The following is a 21,109-nucleotide window of genomic DNA, read 5'->3' on the forward strand; positions in this document are numbered from 1 at the left end:
AACCAGCTCAGGCCCGGGTCGAGGGCCGGGGATGACATCACCAGCAGGTCGACGGGGCGGGCCCAGGGCGCGGCCTCGGGCGGGCTGGCCTGGGCGGCGACGAAGCGTCCGGCGATCAGGCCGCCCAGGCTGTGGCCGATCATCAGCAGGCGCTGACCTGGGTAGGCCTGGCGGATGGTGTCCAGCACCGAGGCCAGGTCGTGCAGCAGGTCGTCGCCCTGCGCGAGGCGGCCGCGACCGCCTGGTGAGCGGCCATGCCCGCGGTGGTCGTGGCCGACGACGGCCCAGCCCCAGGTGTTGAGGTGGTGGGCGACGTGCTCGTAGCGGTTGATGTGCTCGCCAAGCCCGTGGACCAGGCAGACCACGCCGCGCGGGGCCACGCCATTGGGCAGGGGCCAGTGGCGGGTGACCAGAGCCAGGCCGTCGCGGGTGCTGACGGTGGGGGGGATCATCGGGATCATGGAGAACCTTCTTTCGAGGCGGTGGCGTCGCGCAGCCAGTTCAAGCCGGCGGAGGTGCCGCCCGGCCCGCGCTGGCGAGGGCGGTATTCGCAGCCGATCCAGCCCTCCCACCGGAGGGCGCGCAATTCGGCGAAGACGTGAGGGTAGTGCAGTTCGCCGGCATCCGGTTCGCCCCGGTCGGGCACGGCGGCGATTTGCAGGTGGCCGACCCGGCCGGTGGGCAGGGCCTGGCGCAGTTGCTGCGTGATGTCGCCTTCGACGATCTGGCAGTGGTACAGGTCGAGCTGCACTTGCAGGTGGGGGGAGCCGATGCGCTGGACCAGGGCCTGGGCGTCTGCCTGGCGGTTGAGCAGGTAGCCGGGCATGTCGCGCGGGTTGATGGGTTCGATCATGACGACGAGGCCCGCGCTGGCGGCTTGGTCGGCGGCCCAAGCCAGGCGTTGCTCATAGGTGGCCAGGGCGCGGGGGCGGTCATCCAAGGCGCACAGGCCGGCCATCAGGTGCACGCGGGGGCAGGCCAGGCGCCGGGCCAGGTCCAGGGCCTTGAGCACGCTGGCCTGGAAGTCGGCTTCCCGCCCGTCCAGGCTGGCCAGGCCGCGTTCGCCAGCGGCCCAATCGCCTGGGGCGGCGTTGAACAGCACCAGTGCCAGCCCCAGGTCACGCAGGCGGGCCCGGATCTCGCTTTCCGGGTGTTCGTGCGGGAACAGGCACTCCACGCCCTGGAAACCATCGCGTGCCGCCGCCTGGAAGCGGTCCAGGAAGGGCAGCTCGGTGTAGAGCCATGACAGATTCGCCGCGAATTTCAAGGGGGAAGTGGGGTTCATGGTGCGCGTCCAACCCCCAGGGCTTAGGGAGTGCGTAAACGGGTGGCGACGGTTATAACCTGCGCTTGGGTTGTACCAGGGCGCCAGTCGAGGGCGGTCACCATGCCCGCACCACTTTTGAAGGATCTCACTGTGCGTCTGCCGAGCGTTCTTTCCCGGGGGCTGTCCCTGGTGCTGCTGACTTTGCCTTCAGTGGCCGCCTGGTCCCAGGCCGTGGAACCCGCGCCGGGCGTGATCCCCTCGGCCCAACAGCTGCAGCAGGGGCGCGCCGCCGCCCAGGCGCCGACTGAAAGCGCCGCCGAAGTGCCCACCCCGGCACCCATGCCCAAGGAGCTGGGCAAACCCTCCGACGACATCACCCTGGACGTGAGCGCCTACGCGGTCGATGGCTTGAACGACGTGCCGCGCGATGTGTTGGCCAAGCTCACCGCGCCTTACACCGGCCAGGGCCGCAGCTACGAAGACATGGTGGATGCCGCTGCCGCGGTGTCGCGCTACATGCAGCGCGAGTTGGGCTACTACCTGGGGCACGCCTACCTGCCCGAGCAGTCGCCCAAGGAGGACGGCGTGATCCACATCGCGGTGATGGAAGGCCGGCTGGACCAGGTGCTGTTGCAGTGGCCCGACAAGATGATCGTGCAGCGCGAGGTGGTCGAACGTTACCTGACGCGCCTGCGCCCCGGCGAAATCCTGCGCGTGCGCGATGTCGAGCGCGTCGTCTTCATGGTCAACGACCTGCAAGGCATCCGCGCGCGCTTCGAGGTCAAGGCCGGGCGTTACCCGGGCACGGCCTCGCTGGTGGTGTCCCCGCAAAGCGAGGCGCGCTTCTCGGGCAAGGCCGAGCTGGACACCTACGGGTCGCGCTACTCCGGCACCGGGCGCTTCAACCTGGTCGGCACCGTCGCCAGCCCCTTGGGGCGCGGCGACGGCCTGGTGCTGAACGCCATGAGCACCAGCACCGGCGGCATGGCCTTCGGCCTGATCAGCTACGTGCTGCCCGTGGGCTCCGATGGCCTGAAGCTGGGGGCCTCGGCCTCCAAGGTGCGGTACGAACTCGACAAGGACGCGTTCCCCGTGGGCCTGAACGGCGATGCCACGGCGGCCAACGTCTTTGGCCTGTACCCGCTGGTGCGTTCGCGCAACCTCAACCTCTTCGCGCTGGCCAGTTTCGAGCACAAGGCATTCGAAGACCGCCGCGAGATCGGCCTGAATACCCGCAAGCGCAGCGACGACGTGCAGATCGGCGTGGTGGGCGACTTCCGCGACAACATGCTGACCGGTGGCGTCAACACCTACGAGCTGAGCGCCCTGCACGGGCACCTCACTTACCAGCAGGGCTTCGTGCCCAGCGACACGCCGCCCGAGTACCAGAAAGTGACGGCGGGCTATTCGCGCTTGCAGAACCTGGTGAGCAACCGCCTGCTGCTGTACGTGCGTTACAAGGGCCAGCGCGCCTTCCAGAACCTGGACACCACCGAGCGCTTCAGCCTGGGTGGGCCTTCGGGCGTGCGCGCATTTGCGCCGGGCGAAGGCACGGGCGACGAGGGTGATCTGTTCACCGCCGAGTTGCGCTTCCTGCCGCTGGACTCGTGGTTCGGCCGCGTCTCGCGCGAGATGGTGTTCAGCGCCTTCTACGACGTCGGCCACGCCACCTTCCGCCACGACCCCAGCCTGCCTTCGCTCAGCGCCCTGCCTGGCGCGGTCAACACGGCCACGCTCAGCGGCGCCGGCATCGGGGCCATCTGGGACCGGCCCCAATCGTTTGGCTTGCGCTTGAACCTGGCCTGGCCGCTCAACGGCGAAGGCACGAGCGATCCGGTCAAGAAGATGCCCCGCGCCTATGCGGTGATGACCAAGTATTTCTGAGCGAGAGCCGACCATGAACCGCAGCACCCTGACCCATGCCCGCCGCCTCGCTCGTCGCGGATGTTTCGCCTTGAGGCCCTTGCCGTTGGCGGCCGCTTTGCTCGTCCTGTCCGAAGGTGTGCTGGCCCAGGCCCTGCCATCGCAGGGCAAGGTGGTCTACGGCGACGTGACCACCACACAGCCCAACGCCAGCACGCTCAACATCAACCAGGGCAGCCACAAGGCCTATGTCCAGTACGACAGCTTTTCGATCGGCGTGGGCAACAAGGTCATCATCCAGCAGCCCACGACCACGTCGACCTTCGTGGGCCAGGTCACCGGCTACGACCCCAGCTTCATCCTGGGGCAGCTGCAGGCCAATGGGCGAGTGTTCCTGATCAATCCGAACGGCATCGTCTTTGGAGAGCATGCGCGCGTGGACGTGGGCAGCCTGGTGGCGACCACCATGAGCCTCTCGCTCCATGATTTCCTGAACGACCGCATCTTGTTGACGTCCAATCCAACCGATGGGCGTGGAGCGCTCGCTGGTGTGGTCCGGAATGACGGCACCATCAACGCCAATGAAGGCTTGGTCGTGCTGGCAGGACGCCAGGTCATCAACAAGGGCGACATCAATGCCACGAATGGCCGTGTGGGCTTGGCAGCCGCGGACAAACTCCTGGTCGACGTCGAAGGCGACGGCCTGCTGTTCTTCGAAGTCGAGGGCAAGGAGGCCGGCGCGCGCCTGTCGCAACTCGGCCGCATCCAGGCCGATGGCGGCTCGGTCGAGCTGATGGCCGCCGCGCGCGGCCAGTTCGCCGACACCGTGCTCAACATGAGTGGCGTGGTGCAGGCGCGCAGCCTGGGCATGAAACAGGGCCGCGTGGTCATCGATGGTGGCGACCATGGCGTGACCTCCGTCACCGGGCAGGTCGATGTGTCGGGCCTGCAAGCGGGGCAGCAGGGCGGCTCGGTCAGCATCCTGGGGGACCGGGTCGGCTTGTTCGGGCAGGCCAGCATCGATGCTTCGGGCGCGGCCGGCGGCGGCAGCGTCAAGGTGGGCGGCGACTTCCAGGGCCAGGGCACGGCGCGGCGCGCCAGCCAGACGCTGGTGGGCCGGGATGTGCGCATCCAGGCCGATGCCACCGCGCAGGGCGATGGCGGCCAGGTGGTGGTCTGGGCCGATGGCGACACGCGCTTCCTGGGCAACATCTCGGCGCGCGGCGGCGCCTTGGGCGGCAACGGCGGGCGGGCGGAAGTGTCCGGCCACGACACGCTGGACTACCGGGGCCAGACCGACCTGCGCGGCGGCGCCGGGGGGGCCAAGGGCACGCTCTTGCTCGACCCGAGGAACATCGAGATCGTGGCCGCCGGCCCCGACCTCAACAACGACGCGGGGGGCGTGGACCTGACGACCGCCTCCTTCAACGCCAACGCCGGCGGCGCCGGCACGGTCAGCAAGATCACCGCCGGAGCCGTGGTCGCGCAACTCGACCTGGCCAATGTGCACCTGACCGCCGACAAGGCCATCACCGTGTCATCGGCGATCGATGCCTCGGCCAACACGGGCAATTTCGGGCTGCAACTGACGGCCGGCGACCAGATCGTTTTGAAGGCGGACGTGATCACCCGCAACGGCCTGACCCTGGATGGCGCGCTGTCCAGTGGCGGCATCAACCTGACCGCCGCGGCCGGCCCTGTCACGCTGAACGCGGGCGCGGGCAAGTTGTCGCTGGGGGCGGCGGTGAATGGCCAGGCGCAAAGCCTGACCTTGGTCAGCGGCAACGCCGCGGCCGATGCCATCAAGACCACGGGCGCCATCACCAATGTGGTGAACCTCAACGTGCAGGGCAAGTCGACCCTGGGTGGCGACGTGACCACGTCTGGCGACCAGGCGTACACGGGCACGACCACGCTGGCCGGCAACACGCAGCTGGACGCGGCAGCGTCCAAGGTGTCACTGGCGGCGGTCGATGGCGGCGGGCACAACCTCACGGTGCTGACCACCAACGCCGCGGCGGATGCCATCACCACCAGCGGCACAGTCGGCAACATGGCGGTGCTGAGCGTTCAAGGCAAAGCCACGCTGGGTGGCAACGTCACCACCACGGGCAACCAGACCTACACGGGGCCGGTCGCGCTCGCGGCCGATGCGCAGCTGGACGCGGGCGCCGCCAAGGTCTCGCTGACTTCGGTGGACGGCGGCACGCACAACCTGACGCTGGTCAGCGGCAACGCCGCGGCCGACGCCATCAAGACCACCGGCACCATCACCAACACGGCGGTGCTGAGCGTGCAAGGCAAGGCCACGCTGGGCGGCGACGTCACCACCACGGGCAACCAGGGCTACACCGGCACGGCCACCCTCGGCACCAACGTTCAACTGGACGCCGGCGCGGGCAAGGTCACTCTGGCGGCGGTCGATGGCGGCACGCACAACCTGACGGTGGTCAGCAGCCATGTGGCGGCCGATGCCATCAAGACCACAGGCGCCATCGGCAACACGGCCGCGCTGAACGTGCAGGGCAAGTCCACCTTGGGGGCCAACGTCACCACCACCGGCAACCAGGCCTACACGGACACCACCACGCTGGGCGCCAATGTGCAATTGAACGCGGGCGCGGGCACCATCACCCTGGCGGCGGTCGATGGCGGCACGCACAACCTGACGGTGGTCAGCAGCAACGTGGCGGCCGATGCCATCAAGACCACGGGCGCCATCACCAACGCGGCGGTGTTGAGCGTGCAAGGCCAGGCCACGCTGGGCGGCAACGTCACCACGACGGGTGGCCAGACCTACGACAGCACGCTGACCCTGGCCGCGCCGGTCAATTTGAAGGGCGCCGACCTGAACCTGAACAACCTGGCGGCCGGCGCCAACAACGTGGGCTTGAGGGCGGACGCCATCACCCTGACCGGCACCGCCACCGGCACCGCCAACGCCACCTTCGAACCCCTGTCCGACACGGGCAGCATCAGCGTGGCGGGTGGCTTGCCCGCGGGCGCCGGCACCCTGCAACTGAGCCAGGCCCTGCTCGACAAGTTCAGCACCTACCAGAGCATCGTGGTGGGCAACGCGGCCAACGCTTACACCGTCGGCTTTGGCGACTTCGTGCTGCCGACCAAGACCGTGGTCCGCAGTTCCACCGGGGCGGTCACCTTCGCCAAGCTCGATGGGGCCTTTGCGCTGGAGGCGCAGACCACCGGCACCATCAGCCTGAACGACCTGATCGGTGGCACCGATGCCTTGAACAGCCTCAGCCTGAACGGTCCCGTCACGGTCAACACCAGCCTGGTCAAGACCGCTGGCGACCAGACCTATGGCGGCGCGGTCACGCTGGCCGCCGCCGACGTGTCGATGGAGGCTGGCCCCGGCAAGATCTCGCTGACCAGCGTGGACGGCGGCGGTGCGCACGACCTCACGCTCAAGAGCGCCAACGCCGCGGCCGATGCCATCAAGACCACGGGCACCATCGGCAACCTCCGCACGCTCGACGTGCAAGGCCAATCCACGCTGGGCGGTAACGTCACCACCACCGGCAACCAGACCTACGGCGACACCACGACCCTGGCCAGCAACGTCACGATGGATGCCGGCACCGCCAAGGTGAGCCTGGCCGGCGTGAGCGGGGCCACCCACGACCTCACCATCAAGAGCAGCAATGTGGCGGCCGATGCCATCAAGACCACGGCGGCCATCGCTGGCGTGGGGGCCCTGAGTGTGCAAGGCCAGGCCACGCTGGGCGCCGACGTCAACACCACGGGCGCGCAGGACTACACCGGCGCCGTCACCCTGGGGGGCGCGGTGACCGTGAACAGCCATGGCGCCAATGTGCGCTTCCGCGACAAGGTCGATGGCGCGCAAGCCCTGGCGGTCAACGCGGGCGCGGGCCAAGCACGCTTTGACGGCGCCGTGGGCGGCAGCACCGCCTTGAGCAGCCTGGGCGTGACCGCCGCGTCCGTCGACGTCAATGGCGGTGCCATGACGACGACGGGCACCCAGACCTACACGGCCGCTTCGGTCAACCTGGGCCATGCCTCGGGCACCACGTTCACGGCCAGCGACCTCACGGTGAACGGCAGCCTGGCCGCTGGCGCGAACAACCTGTCGGTCTTCGCCGACGCCCTGAACGTCACCGGCAGCATCACCGGCACAAGCAACGCCAGCATCGCGGCGCGCCTGGCCAGCACCACGATCGGCGTGGCCGGCGGCGCGGGCGCTTTCCAGGTCACCAGCGCCCTGCTCAACAAGTTCGCCAGCTTTGGCAGCCTGACCGTGGGCCGCACCGATGGCACAGGCGACATCACCTTCGGCGCCATGACCGGCGGCACGGCGCTGAACCGCAGCTTGGCGGTGCGCAACGGTTCGGCCGACATCGTCTTCGGCCAGATCGACACCAACGTCGACAACGCCTACACCCTGAACGCCGCCACCACGACCGGCACCGTGCGACTGAACGGTGACATTGGCACCGTGAGCCGCCTGAACAGCCTGGTGGTCGATGGCCCGACCCGGGTGGGCGCCAGCAGCATCTTCACGGCCGGCTCGCAGCGCTACAAGGGCACCGTCACCCTGGCCAACGACGTGGCGATGAACGGCACCACGCTGACCTTCGAGCGCGCCGTGGACGGCGCCCGCCACCTGGCCATCACCCCGCTGGGCGGCTACGCCTACTTCATGAGCACGGTCAACATCGCCAGCCTGAACGTGGGAGGGCAGACTTACACCGAAGGCGACATCACCACCACCGGTGCTCAAACCTACGGCGGTTCGGTCAACCTGCTGGACGACACCAGCTTCACGGGCACGTCCCTGACTTTCAACGGCAACCTGACCGCCGGCACCCACGACCTGGGCCTGCTGGCCGATGCCTTCGTCGTCAATGGCACCTTGTCGGGCACCGGTGCGGCGCAGCTCGCGACCTACACCGCGGGCCGCAACATCCTGGTCCAGGCGGCGGGCAGCGGGGGCGAGCTGGTGGTGGACCAGAACACCTTCGACGACTTCGCGAGCTTCTCCAGCCTGACCCTGGGCCGCGCCGACGGCACCGGCACCATCACGCTGGGCACCGTTGGCGGCAGCTTCGAATTGCCGACCAACCTGACGCTGCTCAGCGGCACGGGCGACATCCATGTGCTGTCGGCCATCAGCATGTCGACCGTCAGCGGGGCGCACAGCCTGGCGCTCAACACCAGCGGCACCACCCGCATCACGGCCAACGTGACGGGCCTGACCACGCTGTCCACCGACGTGGGCGGCACGACGCGCCTGGGCGCCTCCGTCAGCACCTCGGGCACCCAGAACTATGGCGATGCGGTGGTGCTGGACAGCAGCAGCGCCTTGAACGCCAGTGCGGTGAATTTCGGCAACACCGTCAATGGCGCGTCGGCGGGCGGCCAGTCGCTCACCATCACGACCAGCGCGGGCAACACGCGTTTCGCACAGGCCGTCGGCGGCAGCCAGGCCTTGAGCTACCTGTACCTGACCAACCCGAACTTCGCGGCGCAGTTCGACAACGGCGGGGTGCGCACCACGGGCTTCCAGTACTACGCGGGCGCGGCCACCTTGGGGGCCGACAGCAGCTTCACGTCCAACACCGACTACGTCTTCTTTGGCGGCGCGCTCAATGGCGCCCACGCGCTGGGCACCAGCACCGCCAGTGGCACCTACTTCAACGGCACGGTGGGCGGCACCTCGGCGCTGACGTCCCTCAACGTGGCGGGCTTGGCCCGGCTCAACGGCGGCAGCGTGACGACCAGTGGAGCACAAACCTACGCTGGCAACACCCTGCTGGGGGTGGGTGTGAACAACACGCTCACCGGCACCAACGTCACCTTGGGCGGCACGGTGGACGGCCACCAGTCCCTGGCCATCAACGCCTCGGGCACCACCACCCTGGGCGGCGCCGTGGGCGCGACCACGGCCCTGAGCAGCCTGTCCACCCAAGGCGCCACCAACCTCAATGGCGGCAGCGTGCGCACCACGGGCGCGCAGTCCTATGGCGGCGCGGTGACCCTGGGCGCCAACACCACGGTCACGGCCAACACGGTCGATTTCAATGGCACCGTCGATGGGGCACGCACCCTGCTGGTCAATGACAGCGGCACCACCACCTTCCACGGCAACGTGGGTGGCAACACGGCGCTGACCAGCCTGACGACGACCGCAGGCGGTAGCACGGTCCTGCCGGCCCAGGTGAGCACCACGGGCGCGCAGACCTATGGCGACCCGGTCACCCTGTCGGCCAACACCGCGCTGAGCGCCAACAGCGTCAGCCTGGCCAACCTGGTGGGCGCCAGCCACGCCCTGTCCATTGCCACGCCGGGCCTGGTCGACTTCAACGGCTCCATCGCCGGCCTGAGCAGCCTCACCAAGACCGGCACGGGCACCACGCGCTTCATCGGCGCCAACGGCCTGACCACGACCGGCGCGCAAAGCTACGCGGGCGATGTCCAGGTGTCCAGTGGCGCGGCCACCTTCGACGGCTCATCGCTGACCTTCAGCGGCGACCTGACCGGGGCGAACAACCTGAACCTGTCGGGCGATGCCATCAGCGTGGTGGGCGACATCACCGGCACGGGCACCTTCACCATCGCGCCCAAAAGCGTGGGCACGACCATCGGCCTGAGCGGCGGCGCGGGCGCCTTGCAGGTCGACCTGAACAAGGTCTCGGGCTTTTCGCAGCGCGTGATCGGCCGCACCGATGGCACGGGCGCCATTAACGTGGGCGCCTCGGCCCTCAGCGCCGACACCACGGTGCAAAGCGGCACGGGCGCCATCGCCTTTGGCGCGCTGACCGGCGCGCACGCCTTGGCCGCCAACACCGCCGGGGTCACGACCTTCGGCAACGTGACCGGCCTGACCTCCTTGAGCACCGACGCGGCCGGCAGCACGCACCTGGACAGCGGCAGTGCGCTCAGCGCCACCACGGCCTTGGCATTCGGCGATGCGGTGGTTTACAGCGGCAACGTCAGCCTCGCGGCGCCCACGCTGTCGCTGGGAGGCGGCGCCAGTGGCGGCACCAACCTGACCCTCTCCACCAACTCCTTGACCCTGGGCGGTGCGCTGGCCGGCAGCGGCGAACTCACCTTGCAGCCCACCGGCGCTGGCACCACCATCGGCCTGGCCGGTGGCGTGGGCGCCTTGGAGATCACCCAGGCCACCTTGAACCAGGTCAGTGGCTTCACCTCGCAGACCATCGGCCGCACCGATGGCACCGGGGCGATCAATGCCAACGCGCTGGTGCTGGCCCGCGACACCAAGGTGCAAAGTGCCTCCGGCGCGGTGAGTTTCGGTGGCACGGTCGATGGCGCACACGCGCTGACGGTCAACACCACGGGCGTCACCAGCTTCCAGGGCGACGTGGGAGGCTCCACGGCCTTGAGCAGCCTGAGCACCGATGCGGGTGGCGGCACGCACTTCAACGCCAGCCAGGTCCGCGCCAGCAGCGCCTTGACCTTCGGTGATGCGGTGACCTACGTGGGCAACACCACCTTCTCGGCGGCCACGCAGCAGTTCGCGGGCGGCGTGACCGGGGGCAGCAACCTGACCCTGGTCGCCAACACGCTCACCTCGGGCGGTGCGATCTCGGGGTCGGGCGTGCTGTCCATCCTGCCGCTGAGCGCCACCTCCATCGGCCTGGCCGGCGCGGCGGGCGACCTGCAGATCACCCAGGCCTTGCTGAACCAGACCTCTGGTTTCACGCAGCAGGTCATTGGCCGCAACACGGGTGCCGTCGACATCCTGTCCGGCGCGCTGACCCTGGCGGGCAACACCACGCTGCAAAGCGGCACGGGCGAGGTGCGCTTCCAGTCCACCGTCGATGGCGCGCACGCGCTGACGGTCAACACCGCGGGCGTCACCCGCTTCCAGGGCAATGTGGGCGGAACCACGGCACTCGCCAGCGTGACCACCGACGCGCCGGGCAGCACCCGCATCGACGCCAGCGCCGTGCGCACCACGGGCGCGCAAACCTACAACGACCCGGTCACGACCAGCGGCATCCTGTCCCTGGTGGCGTCCACCGTCACCCTGCACACGGCCGGCGACCTGGCGCTGGGCGTGGTCAACCTGGGCCTGGGCGGCCACATCAGCACCGATGGCGTGCTGACCCTGTCCGACTCGCTCACCCTGGGCGGCGGCACGCTGGTGCTGGCGGCGGGTGCCGGACCCGGCGCGGGCGTGGCCTTCAACGATCCGGAGCTGAGCGCGCGCCCGGGCCTGGTCACCGGCAACCTGGTGGTCAAGGAAGCCGCTGCAGCCATCCGGCAGACCGGCGGCACCATCACCACCGCTGGCGGCTCGACATTGGACCTGCAGGCGGCCAACCGGGGCTCCATCCTGGTCGACCACACGACCAACGACATCGCTGGCGATCTGAAGGCCGTCAGCGGCCCGGCCGGCGACGGCAACACCGCGCGCTTCGCCGGCAGTGGCACCTTGCCGCTGAGCTTCGTGCGGGTGGACTCCAACCAGATCCGCGCCGCCGGCATCGAGGCCGATGCCGTCAAGCTCACGGCCAACACCTTGAGCACCGCCGCTGGCACCAAGGTCCGCGCGCGCCTGCCCTACATCAACGCGCAGGGCATCGAAAGCTCGGTGGCGGCGCTGACCCTGGTGCTCAAGCAGCCCACCGTCATCAACCAGTTCGGCACGCCCGCCACCAGCAGCTGGATCCAGGTGGACGTGGGCGGCGCCCAGGGCGGTTACCTGACCGTGCGGCCCAAGGGCGCGGGCGCCGGCTCTTCGGCGGTCTACCTGGGCGGCTCCGATGGCAACGTGCCTTTCTACGATGGCACCAGCAAGGCCAGCGAAATCCAGGTGTACTTCAATGGGCGCGTGCCCTCCACCCCGCAGGAAGTGGGGGCCCTGAGCGCGGTCACCGCCGTGATCGAGGAATCCCGCCGGGCCCGTTTCGACGAAGCCGTGCGCACCGAGAACGTGTCGTCGCGCCTGCGCACCGGCGTGATCGCCGAGGTGGGCGCCGGCCGCCCGGCCACCGAGGGCTCCGAGTCCATCCGCATGCCCGCCACCTGCACCCCCACGGCCACGCTGGGCTGTCAATGATTGGCCACGCCGACACGCGTTTGGCATACAGTTTGAAGTTCGACCACCTTTGAGCCCGACCGTGAAACCAACCGTGAACCGCCGCCAAGTCATTGTCCTGCCCCTGGCCCTGGGCTTGCCATCGGTGACCCTGGGGGCCGACTACGCTTATGGCAATGCCGCGGCGGCGCCCTCCGGCAAATCTTCGGCGCCGCGTTTCGCGCTGCTGGTGGGCAACCGCGCGTATCCCTCGCCTTTCGACCTGCCGCCAGTTCACAAGAACCTGCGCGACGTGCAGGCCGTGCTGGAGAAGCGCGGTTTCGAGGTCACCGTGGTGTCCGACAAGGACGTGAAGGTCTTGCGCGATGCCATGCAGTCGTTCGCCAAACGCGTGCAGGGTGCCCCGGCCGACGCGACCGTGCTGTTCTACTTCACGGGCCACGGCATGCAGGTCGATGCCGAGAACCTGCTGCTGGGCGCGGGCACCAACCCCAGCGGCAAGGAGGACACCTTGCTGGGCAATGGCCTGATGCTCAAGCGCGACCTGGTCGATGCGCTGCCGCACCGTCCCAAGGGCCTGAGCATGGTCGTGATCGATGCCTGCCGCACCTCGCTGCGCGCCGAAGGCGGCCTCAACCAGGTCGAGGCGCCGCTGGGTTGCCTGATCGCCTTCGCCACGGGTGCTGGCAAGCCGGCCATCGCCCCGGCGGTTGAAACGCAGAACACTTTCTACACGGCTTCGCTGGTCAAGGTCATGCAATCGGCCTCGGACGACACCACCTTCTCCGACCTGTTCCGCCTGGTCAAGCTGGACGTGCAGCAGACCATGCTGAACCACCCCATCCAGGCCATCCGCGCCGTGGCGCAGTTCCCCTTCATCGCCGAGAACACCCAGATCCGCACGCGCCTGGCGCTCAAGCCAGCAGCGCCTGGGGGCGAGGTCGCGTTCGAGAACGTCGACGAGAAAACCCTGTGGAAGCAGGTGGAGGAAAGCTACTGGCCAGGCGACGTCGTCAAGCGCGCCGATGAATACCTGAAGCGCTTTCCCGGCGGCAAGCTGGCCGGTTCGGCGCAGGTGGCCCGCGAAGGCGCGACCGACGCGGCCAAGGCCATGCAGCGCAACGACGTGCGCCTGTTCAAGAGCGCCTTCAGCCCCAAGCCCGAAAGCCCGGACAGCCTGCTGCGTGAGCTGCGCAAGGCCGCCTGGGGCGACAAGGACGCGGCCGCGCGGATCGCGCGCATGTACCGCCAGGGCCAGGACGGTGTCAGCACTGACCCCAACCGTTTCGAGGGCTGGATGCAGTTTGCCTCGGCCCTGGGCAACGGGATCGCCAGTTACGAGCTGGCGCTGTACTACCGTGGGCAAGACCAGCCCCTGCTGGCCGCGCAGTTCGAGTCACGTGCGCGTGAGCTGGGCTACACGCCGCCACCCACGCTGGACCACTACCGCAAGTGATGGGTGGGCCCGGGCGGGCTCACGGCACCTCTTCCGACGAGAATTTGGCAGCGCCGTATTCGTCATCGCACCCCGGGCCGCCCTGGCATTGAACCGTGCCCGCGAACGCCGAGCCCGGGCCGGTGTGGCGCTTGGCGATGTCCAGCGCGGCGTCGGGCTTGGGGTACATGCCGAAGCCGCCATCGTTCTTCAAGCCGGCCGCGTCGAAGTTGCGCGGCTGCGCTGAGACGATCACCAGGAAATGGTCGGTGCCCGCGGGGCCGGCCACGTCCATGGGCCAGGTCGCTTGCGGCAGGTTCAGGGTCTGGCCCGCCTTGATGCGGTTGTTGCGCGCCATCTTGTTCGGGAAGAGCTGCATGAACTCGCCTTCGGTGCTTTGCAGCAGCACGTAGACGTGGCCTTCTCGGGCGGACTTGACGGTGAAACCCAGGCGGTCCTTGCCGATGCGGAACTGGGGCTTGACCGAGGCCGCCTCCACGCCGAAGCCGGGCGTTTGCGCCCCGATGATGCGGTCGAACTCGCGCAGGGCATCGAAGAGGCCGTCGATCACCGGGGGCGTCGTGGCCACCGGGGCTGGCGCGGGCGCCGGTGGTGTTGCGACCACGGCGGGTGGTGGCGTGACAGCGGCCGGGCTGGTGTCGGCCACCACGGGGGCCTTGGCGCCAGGCGAGGGTGACGATGGCGTCAACAGCCAGAAGGCGGTGCCGCCCACGGCTGCCAAGGCCAGGGCGCCCGCGCCGATCATCAGCCCGGTGCGCGATGACGCCGGGGTGGCCGATTGGGCGGAGGGCGAGGCCGTCTTCTGGCCAGTGGCCGAGGGCGGCGTGCGCGCTGGCGCCTGCACGCCAGGCGTGGCCAGCTTCACCGGCTGCGTCACCATGGGGTTGAAATCGACGCCACCCAGTCCCAGGTTGGCGCGCAGTTCGGCGACGCTTTGCGTGCGGTCTTCCGGCTTGACGACCAGGGCCTGGTCGATCGCGTTCAGGAAGCGTTCGCTGTACTTGCCCGCCACCTGCTGCGACAACGGCACATAGTGGTCGCTCATCAGCCGGCCCACGGCGGGTGGCGGCGTCTTGCCCAGGATGGCATAGTGGATGGACGCGGCCAGGGCATAGAGGTCGGTCCAGCCGCCTTGCTTCATGCCCGGCACTTCGGCGTATTGCTCGACGGGGGCGTAGCCAGGTTTCAGGATCACGGTCAGGGCCTGCGTCATGTCGCCGATCACGCGGCGGGCGGCGCCGAAGTCCAGCAGCAGCGGGCGGCCGCTGCCCTTGAGCAGGATGACGTTGTCGGGCGCGATGTCGCGGTGGAAGCACTGCTCGGCGTGGATCACTTCCAGCGCCTCGGTCAGGGGCGCCAGCATGCCCATCAGCCAGGCCTCGTCGGGTGGGCCGTTCATGTCCTTCAGGGCCTGCTTGAGCGTCTGGCCTTCGTAGAAGGGCATGATCATGTAGGCCGTGCCATTGGCTTCCCAGAAGCGGTACACCTTCACCAGCGAGGCGTGGTCGAACTGGGCCAGCAGCTTGGCCTCGTTCACGAAGCTCCTCAGGCCCGCTTCGAAGGTGTCGCGGTGGCGCTCTGATTTGACCGACACCTGCGTGCCGCCACTGCGCGCCGCCAGGGCCGAGGGCATGTATTCCTTGAGCGCCACGCGGCGTTCCAGCGAATGGTCCCAGGCCATGTAGACGATGCCGAAGCCGCCTTCGCCCAGCATGCTGGTGATCTCGAACTCACCCAGGTAAGTGCCGACGGGCAGGGCATTGCCGTGGTCGTCGTGGGCGGCGGGGGTGGGCGCGGCGGCGGGCGGAGCCTGCAGGCGGGTGACCGGCTTGATGACGGTGCGGTCGTCGTCGGGTGAATCGCTCATGCGCTGCTCAAGACCTCGGGCTGGTGATGCGTGGGTGATTCTAGGCGGCGGCGCTGCCCAGCAGGGCGGCAAATCCGTCGCCCCGTGGCAAACCGCGCGAAACCAGGCTGCGCGGTGCGCCTTCGGCCGATTCGGCCCACCAGAAGGCCAGGCCTTGGGCGGCGGCTTGCCATTGCGTGGCGCTGCTGTGGGCGAGCAGGGCTTGCAGGTCGGCGCGGCTGGCGGTCGGCAGGTTGGCATGGGGCGATTGGCCTTGCAACACCGCATCGAGCGCCGACGCGCCCTGTGAGGCGGGTGTGTTTGGCGTGGGGGGGGGCAGCCGTTCCAGCTCGGCTTCGAGCTGGTCGATCGACCAGTCTTCGTGCAGGGCGTCGGCAGCGGCGTCGTCCAGTTGGTGCAACCAGGCCAGCAGCGCCTCGGTGTCGGCCGCGTTGGACGGCGTGGGTGTGATCGGCGCGACCAGCGTGAGCGGGAAGTAGCGCCCCACCCGGTCGACCGAGGGCATCAGCACGCCGGCCATGGCCGTGCCCAGGCCGATCACACCCGGCATCAGCACGAAGCGCCACACGGGGCTGGCCAGGTAGTGGTCCAGCCAGGTGGTTTCGTCCTGGGCGCGCAGGCCGGTGAGGCCTTCGGCCAGCCAGGCGTCCCAAGGGTCGATGAAGCTGCTTTCCAGGCGGCGCGAGGCGAAGTCGCCCAGGGTGGGCAGCTTGCCGTACCAGCCGGGGATGGGGGGCGTTGCGGTCATGTAAAGGAGCGAAGGGGATGTTGAGCGCTCCAGCATGATGACCGAAAAAACGGCGCCTGCCGTTCAGATCAAAGCTCCACGATGCTCTTGAAGCCACCCCAGAACATGCGGGCGCCATCGAAGGGCATGTTGTCCATCTCTTTCTTGAGTCGCTCATCGGCCATCACCTTGGCGTTGATGGCGTCGCGCTCTTCGCGCGTGTTGTAGAGGATCCACGAGAACACCACGACCTCGTCGTCCTTGAGCTGCACGCTCTGCGGAAAGGACGTGAGCTTGCCGGGCTTCACATCGTCGGCCACGCATTCCCAGTACTGCAGGGCGCCATGTTCCTTCCAGACCTGGCCGGCGGTTTCGGCGATCTTGCGGTATTCGTCGAGCTTGGCCTTGGGCACGGGGACCACGAATCCATCAACGTAATGAGCCATGTCGTTCTCCTTGGGTTGGGGCGGGTTCTGCAGTGTCCCAAAGTCGGCTAAGGTGGCGCCCGGGCCCTCCCGATGGCCCCGCCTTCATCAGGGAAGCCCGTCACCATGATCAGAACCGCCACGGCCTCGGACGAAGCCGCCGTCATCAGCGCCCTCGTGCTCGCCTTCAGCACGGACCCGGCTGTGCGCTGGACCTGGCCCGATCCCCAGCACTACTTGCGGAACTTCCCGCCCTTCGTCAAGGCGTTTGGCGGGCGGGCGTTTGCCTTGGGCAGTGCCCACGTCGCGCCAGGCTTTGCCGGTGCCGCGCTGTGGTTGCCGCCGGGCGCCGACATGGACGACGAAGCGGTGACGGACATCGTTGAAAGCACGGTGTCTGCGCAGGCTGAGAACGATGTCTTCCCGCTGCTGGAACAGATGGGATTGCACCACCCCAAGGAGCCGCATTGGTACCTGCCCCTGATCGGGGTGGACCCGTCTCGGCAGAACCAGGGCCACGGTGCGGCATTGATGAAACACGCCTTGGCGGCGTGCGACCGCGATGGCCAACTGGCTTACCTGGAGTCGACCAACCCACGCAATGTGCCGCTGTACGAGCGGCATGGTTTCGAGGTGCTGGCGCGGCTCCAGGTGGGCAGTTCGCCGCCTATTTTCCCGATGCTGCGCCGGCCCCGCTGAAGAGGCCGGCCCGCGTCGGATCAAGCGTGCGAGGAAGACGACAGGCGTGATTCAGCGCCCGCGCGTGGGAACAGCACCGCCGCGCGCAGTTGCTGCAGGCTGCCCGGCTCGCTCAAGAAGCGCATGACTTCGGCCGGCGTGGGCTTGGTGCCCTGGGTCGCCAGTTGTTCGATGCGCTCGCGGCGGGCATGGCCGCGCAGGCCTTGCGAGGTGCGGCGCGAACCCATGGCCCCGCTCACCACCGCGCACAGGCGGGGGTTCTCGAGCACCTCGGTCCAGCCCAGTGGTTGGGCAGGTTGTTGCGCGTAGTTCCAGGCGCGGCGCAGCACCGAGGGGGTCCAAGACTCCTCAGGCACCAACAGCAGTTCGGACTGGCGAACCTTCTCGCCCAAAGCGGTGCGGCTGGTCAACACGGTGAAGGGGATGGCCAGCAGCAAGGGGATGCCGACGGGCAGCAGCCACAGCAGGGCGGGTGGGTGGACCAGGGCCAGCACGGCGGCCACGCCCAGCACGCTCATGCCAGCTTTGGCAAAGCTTTGGCGGGCCTCTTGCCAACTCACGTCGGTGGCTTCACGCGGGGGCGACTTCCATTCCAGCTTCAGACCGGTCAGTGCGGCGACCACGAAGATCGTGTGCGCCACCATGCGCAGCGGGGCCTGCATGGCCGACAGGCCGAACTCGATGAAGGCGCTCTTGACCAGCTTGCCCGTGCCGCCATAGAAGCGCTGTTCGTCCTTCATGACCAAGGCCACCACGCCCAGCAGGCGCGGCAACACCAGCATCGCGATGGTGCCGGCCCACAGGCTCATCACGCCCAGGGTCAGGTTGCCGTCCGGCGTGAAGAAGACGTTGCCGCCCACCAGCCACAGCATCGCGCCCAGCGCCACGTAGACCAGCCACAGCGGAGCCGACAGGTAGGCCATGGCACCGGTCACCAGCATGCCGCGGTGCACGGCGTGCAGGCCGGGCTCGGTGATCAGGCGGGCGTTCTGCAGATTGCCCTGGCACCAGCGGCGATCGCGTTGCAGCTCGGCCAGGATGTGGGGCGGTTGTTGTTCGTAGCTGCCGACCAGGTCGGGCACCAGCCAGACGTGGTAGCCGGCGCGGCGCATCAGCGCGGCTTCGACGAAGTCGTGCGACATGATCTCGCCGCTCAGGCCGCCCTGGCCTTCAAGCGGGGCCAGCGCGCAATGCTTCATGAAAGGCTCGACGCGGATGATGGCGTTGTGGCCCCAGTAGTGGGCCTCGCCCAATTGCCAGTACTGCATGCCCGCGGTGAAGAGGCGGCCCGTCACGCGGGACGAGAACTGCTGACCACGCGCATGCACGGTGTTCAGGCCCACGCCTTGTGGGGCGGTCTGCAGGATGCCGGCGGTGGGGTGGGTCTCCATCAAGCGCACCAGGGTCACCAGGCAATCGCCGCTCATCACGCTGTCGGCATCGAGCACGACCATGTAGCGGTAGCTCTTGCCCCAGCGGCGGCAGAAGTCGGCCACATTGCCGGCCTTGCGTTGGGTGCGGCGTTGGCGCCAGCGGTAGAAGATGCGGTCGCTGCCTTGGCTGGCGCGCAATTCGGACCACGCGGCCAGTTCGGCGGCGCGCACGGCGGGGTCGCTGCTGTCCGACAGGATGAAGACGTCGAACAGGCGGTCGGCGCCCGTGGTGGCCAATGATTCGCAGGTGGCGCGCAGGCCGGCGAACACGGTGCTCACGTCTTCATTGCAGATGGGCATGATGACGGCGGTGCGGGCGCTGGGGCTCAGTGGCCGATTGCTCGCGGTGTTCTTCGACAAGGCGTGCTTGTCGCCCTTGACCAGCACCCAGAAGCCCATCACGGCGGTGATGCAGCCCGCCGACACCCAGGCGAACAAGAGCGAGAACAAGCCGATCTGCGCCCATTGCAGCGCGGGGTGCTCGTAGGTGGGTTGCGACCAGGCCAGCACGGTGGTCGACAGGGCCGTGCTCAACACGATCAAGGCCAGCAGCACGCGGCGGCGGGCGCGCGCGGCCTGTTCCCAGGCGGCGACGGCGATGCCGGTGTTGGCGCTGGTGTCATGCCCATGGGCACGGCCCCGGACGGCATCGACCAGCCCGCGCGTGAAACCGCGCCAGGGCCTGGGCACCATCGAACCCCGCGCATGCGGGGGCATGCTGGGCCCGAAGGCGCTCGCGGCCTTGGCTGACCGGGACGCACTGCTCATTGGGGAGGGATGACGTTGGTCCATGTTTCACTCACTGTGTCGTTGCCGTGTTGGAGGAAGGCGCGCAGCTCAACGGGCTGCGACTCTTTGATCTGCTTGATGCGCAAGGTCAGGCGCCAGGTGCGGCTGCCGCCATTGCGGTACACATTGCGTTCGACGATTTCGCCGTTGGCATCACTGCTCACGCTGGCCTTGAGCACCGCGTTGGCGGGAAGCTTGTCGAGCGCTGGCCCTGCGAAGTCGATGAAGTACTGCTGCTCGTTGGCGGCCAGCTCGTTCAGGCCGCGGCCCACGCGCGTTTGCGTCACCCAGGCGGTGGGCGGGCGCTGCTGTTGCTCGCTCTGCCAGCGCATCTGGTAGTTCAGGTTCAAGGGTTGGCCGGGCGCGGGCAGCTTCTCGGGCACCCAGTAGGCGACGATGTTGTCGTTGGTCTCATCGGGCGTGTTCAGCTGCACCAGCTCGACGCGGCCCGGGCCCCAGTGGCCTTGCGGCGTGATCCAGGCGCTGGGGCGGCGGTCGTAGCGGGCCTCGGCGTCTTCGTAGCTGGCGAAATTGCGGTCACGCTGCATCAGGCCGAAACCGCGCAGCGACGTCATCGCGAACGAGGTCGCCAGCGTGCGCTTGGGGTTGCCCAAGGGGCGCCACAGCCATTCCCCGTCGCCCGTGGCCACCATCAGGCCGTCGGAGTCGTGCACCTCGGGGCGGATGTCGCCGGGGCGGGGCTGGTTCTCGCCCGAGAAGAACATGCTGGTCAGCGGCACCAGGCCCAGCGTGGCCACCGGGCCGCGCAGGTAGAGCTGCGACTGCACGTCGGTGACCGTGTCCGCGCCGGGCTTGACCTCGAAGCGGTAGGCGCCGGTCGCGCGGGGCGATTCCATCAGCGCGTAAACCACCAGCGACTTGGCATTGGCCTTGGGCTTTTCGATCCAGAACTCCGAAAAGCGCGGGAACTCTTCTTTCTGGCCGCCCACGGTGTCGATGGCCAGGCCGCGCGCCGACAGGCCGTAGTGCTGCTGGGCGCCGATCGCGCGGAAGTAGCTGGCGCCCAAAAAGACGATGACCTCGTCCTTGTAGTTGGCCGTGTTCACCGGGTAGTGCACGCGGAAGCCCGCGTAGCCGACATCGCCCCAGGTCTGCGGCGACAGCTTGTTCTTGCCGTAGTCGAAATCGTCGCGGTTGAAGGCGATGTGGCGCGCCTTGCCGTCGGGCGTGATCTCGTTGATCAGCACGGGCTCGTTCTGCAGCCGGCCGAGGTGGAAGAACATCAGCTCGAAGGGCAGCTTGTCCTGGCGCCACAGGGCGCGTTCGGGCTTGAATCGGATGTCGCGTGACTGGTCGTAGCTGAGGGCCTTCAGCTCATCCGGCAGGGTCGATGGGTGAGGCTGGTGAGGTTGCTCTGCCAGTTTTTGGGCCTGCGCTGCCACGTCCTTGAAACCGAAGGCCTTGGCCTGGCCCGCGAAGGCCAGCAGCGCCGCGCCCACCAACAGGCCACTGAACAGCGCATGGACTGTCCAGGTGGCGGTGCGGGGTTTGGCGGTGGTCATGGCGTGGCTCAAAG

The 21,109-nt window shown here is 68.5% G+C and carries 11 protein-coding genes; 4 read left to right on the forward strand and 7 right to left on the reverse strand.

Going from position 1 to position 21,109, the window contains the following annotated elements:
* A partial coding sequence (locus ACREB4_RS11145) for an alpha/beta fold hydrolase (RefSeq protein ID WP_431588287.1) occupies positions 1-461 on the reverse strand: 461 nt, incomplete at its 3' end.
* Complete coding sequence (gene otnI / locus ACREB4_RS11150; RefSeq protein WP_431588288.1) at positions 458-1,285, reverse strand: 2-oxo-tetronate isomerase; 828 nt, start codon at positions 1,283-1,285, stop codon at positions 458-460. The genes ACREB4_RS11145 and otnI, both read right to left, overlap by 4 nt.
* A 102-nt stretch (positions 1,286-1,387) precedes the next feature.
* On the opposite strand from otnI, the gene ACREB4_RS11155 reads away from it, so the two are divergent.
* The 3 genes from ACREB4_RS11155 (at position 1,388) to ACREB4_RS11165 (ending at position 13,632) form a co-directional block, all read left to right on the forward strand.
* Entirely contained in the window at positions 1,388-3,151 is a 1,764-nt protein-coding gene (locus ACREB4_RS11155) for a ShlB/FhaC/HecB family hemolysin secretion/activation protein (RefSeq protein WP_431588289.1), read from the forward strand.
* Positions 3,152-3,164: 13 nt separating this feature from the next.
* Positions 3,165-12,197: a filamentous hemagglutinin N-terminal domain-containing protein gene (locus tag ACREB4_RS11160; protein WP_431588290.1), complete on the forward strand. Its 9,033-nt coding sequence runs from the start codon at positions 3,165-3,167 to the stop codon at positions 12,195-12,197.
* Positions 12,198-12,258: 61 nt separating this feature from the next.
* Positions 12,259-13,632 carry a caspase family protein gene (locus ACREB4_RS11165; protein WP_431588291.1) on the forward strand — a complete coding sequence of 458 codons (1,374 nt, stop codon included), beginning with the start codon at positions 12,259-12,261 and terminating at the stop codon, positions 13,630-13,632.
* A gap of 19 nt (positions 13,633-13,651) precedes the next feature.
* Here the strand turns inward: ACREB4_RS11165 and ACREB4_RS11170 are convergent, their stop codons facing one another.
* The 3 genes from ACREB4_RS11170 to ACREB4_RS11180 form a co-directional block, all read right to left on the reverse strand.
* Positions 13,652-15,499: a serine/threonine protein kinase gene (locus ACREB4_RS11170; RefSeq protein ID WP_431588292.1), complete on the reverse strand. Its 1,848-nt coding sequence runs from the start codon at positions 15,497-15,499 to the stop codon at positions 13,652-13,654.
* A gap of 40 nt (positions 15,500-15,539) precedes the next feature.
* Complete coding sequence (gene tagF, locus ACREB4_RS11175; RefSeq protein WP_431588293.1) at positions 15,540-16,247, reverse strand: type VI secretion system-associated protein TagF; 708 nt, start codon at positions 16,245-16,247, stop codon at positions 15,540-15,542.
* 68 nt (positions 16,248-16,315) lie between these two features.
* Complete coding sequence (locus ACREB4_RS11180) at positions 16,316-16,672, reverse strand: DUF1428 domain-containing protein (RefSeq protein WP_431588294.1); 357 nt, start codon at positions 16,670-16,672, stop codon at positions 16,316-16,318.
* 105 nt (positions 16,673-16,777) lie between these two features.
* On the opposite strand from ACREB4_RS11180, the gene ACREB4_RS11185 reads away from it, so the two are divergent.
* Entirely contained in the window at positions 16,778-17,350 is a 573-nt protein-coding gene (locus ACREB4_RS11185; protein ID WP_431588295.1) for a GNAT family N-acetyltransferase, read from the forward strand.
* 20 nt (positions 17,351-17,370) lie between these two features.
* Here the strand turns inward: ACREB4_RS11185 and mdoH are convergent, their stop codons facing one another.
* Positions 17,371-19,575: a glucans biosynthesis glucosyltransferase MdoH gene (gene mdoH / locus ACREB4_RS11190; RefSeq protein ID WP_431588296.1), complete on the reverse strand. Its 2,205-nt coding sequence runs from the start codon at positions 19,573-19,575 to the stop codon at positions 17,371-17,373.
* A complete protein-coding gene (locus ACREB4_RS11195; RefSeq protein WP_431588297.1) occupies positions 19,548-21,095 on the reverse strand; it encodes a glucan biosynthesis protein G in 1,548 nt (515 codons plus the stop codon). The genes mdoH and ACREB4_RS11195 overlap by 28 nt, the downstream gene beginning before the upstream one ends.
* Positions 21,096-21,109: the final 14 nt, after the last annotated feature.

Source organism: Aquabacterium sp., assembly GCF_050725395.1.
GTDB lineage: Bacteria > Pseudomonadota > Gammaproteobacteria > Burkholderiales > Burkholderiaceae_C > Aquabacterium.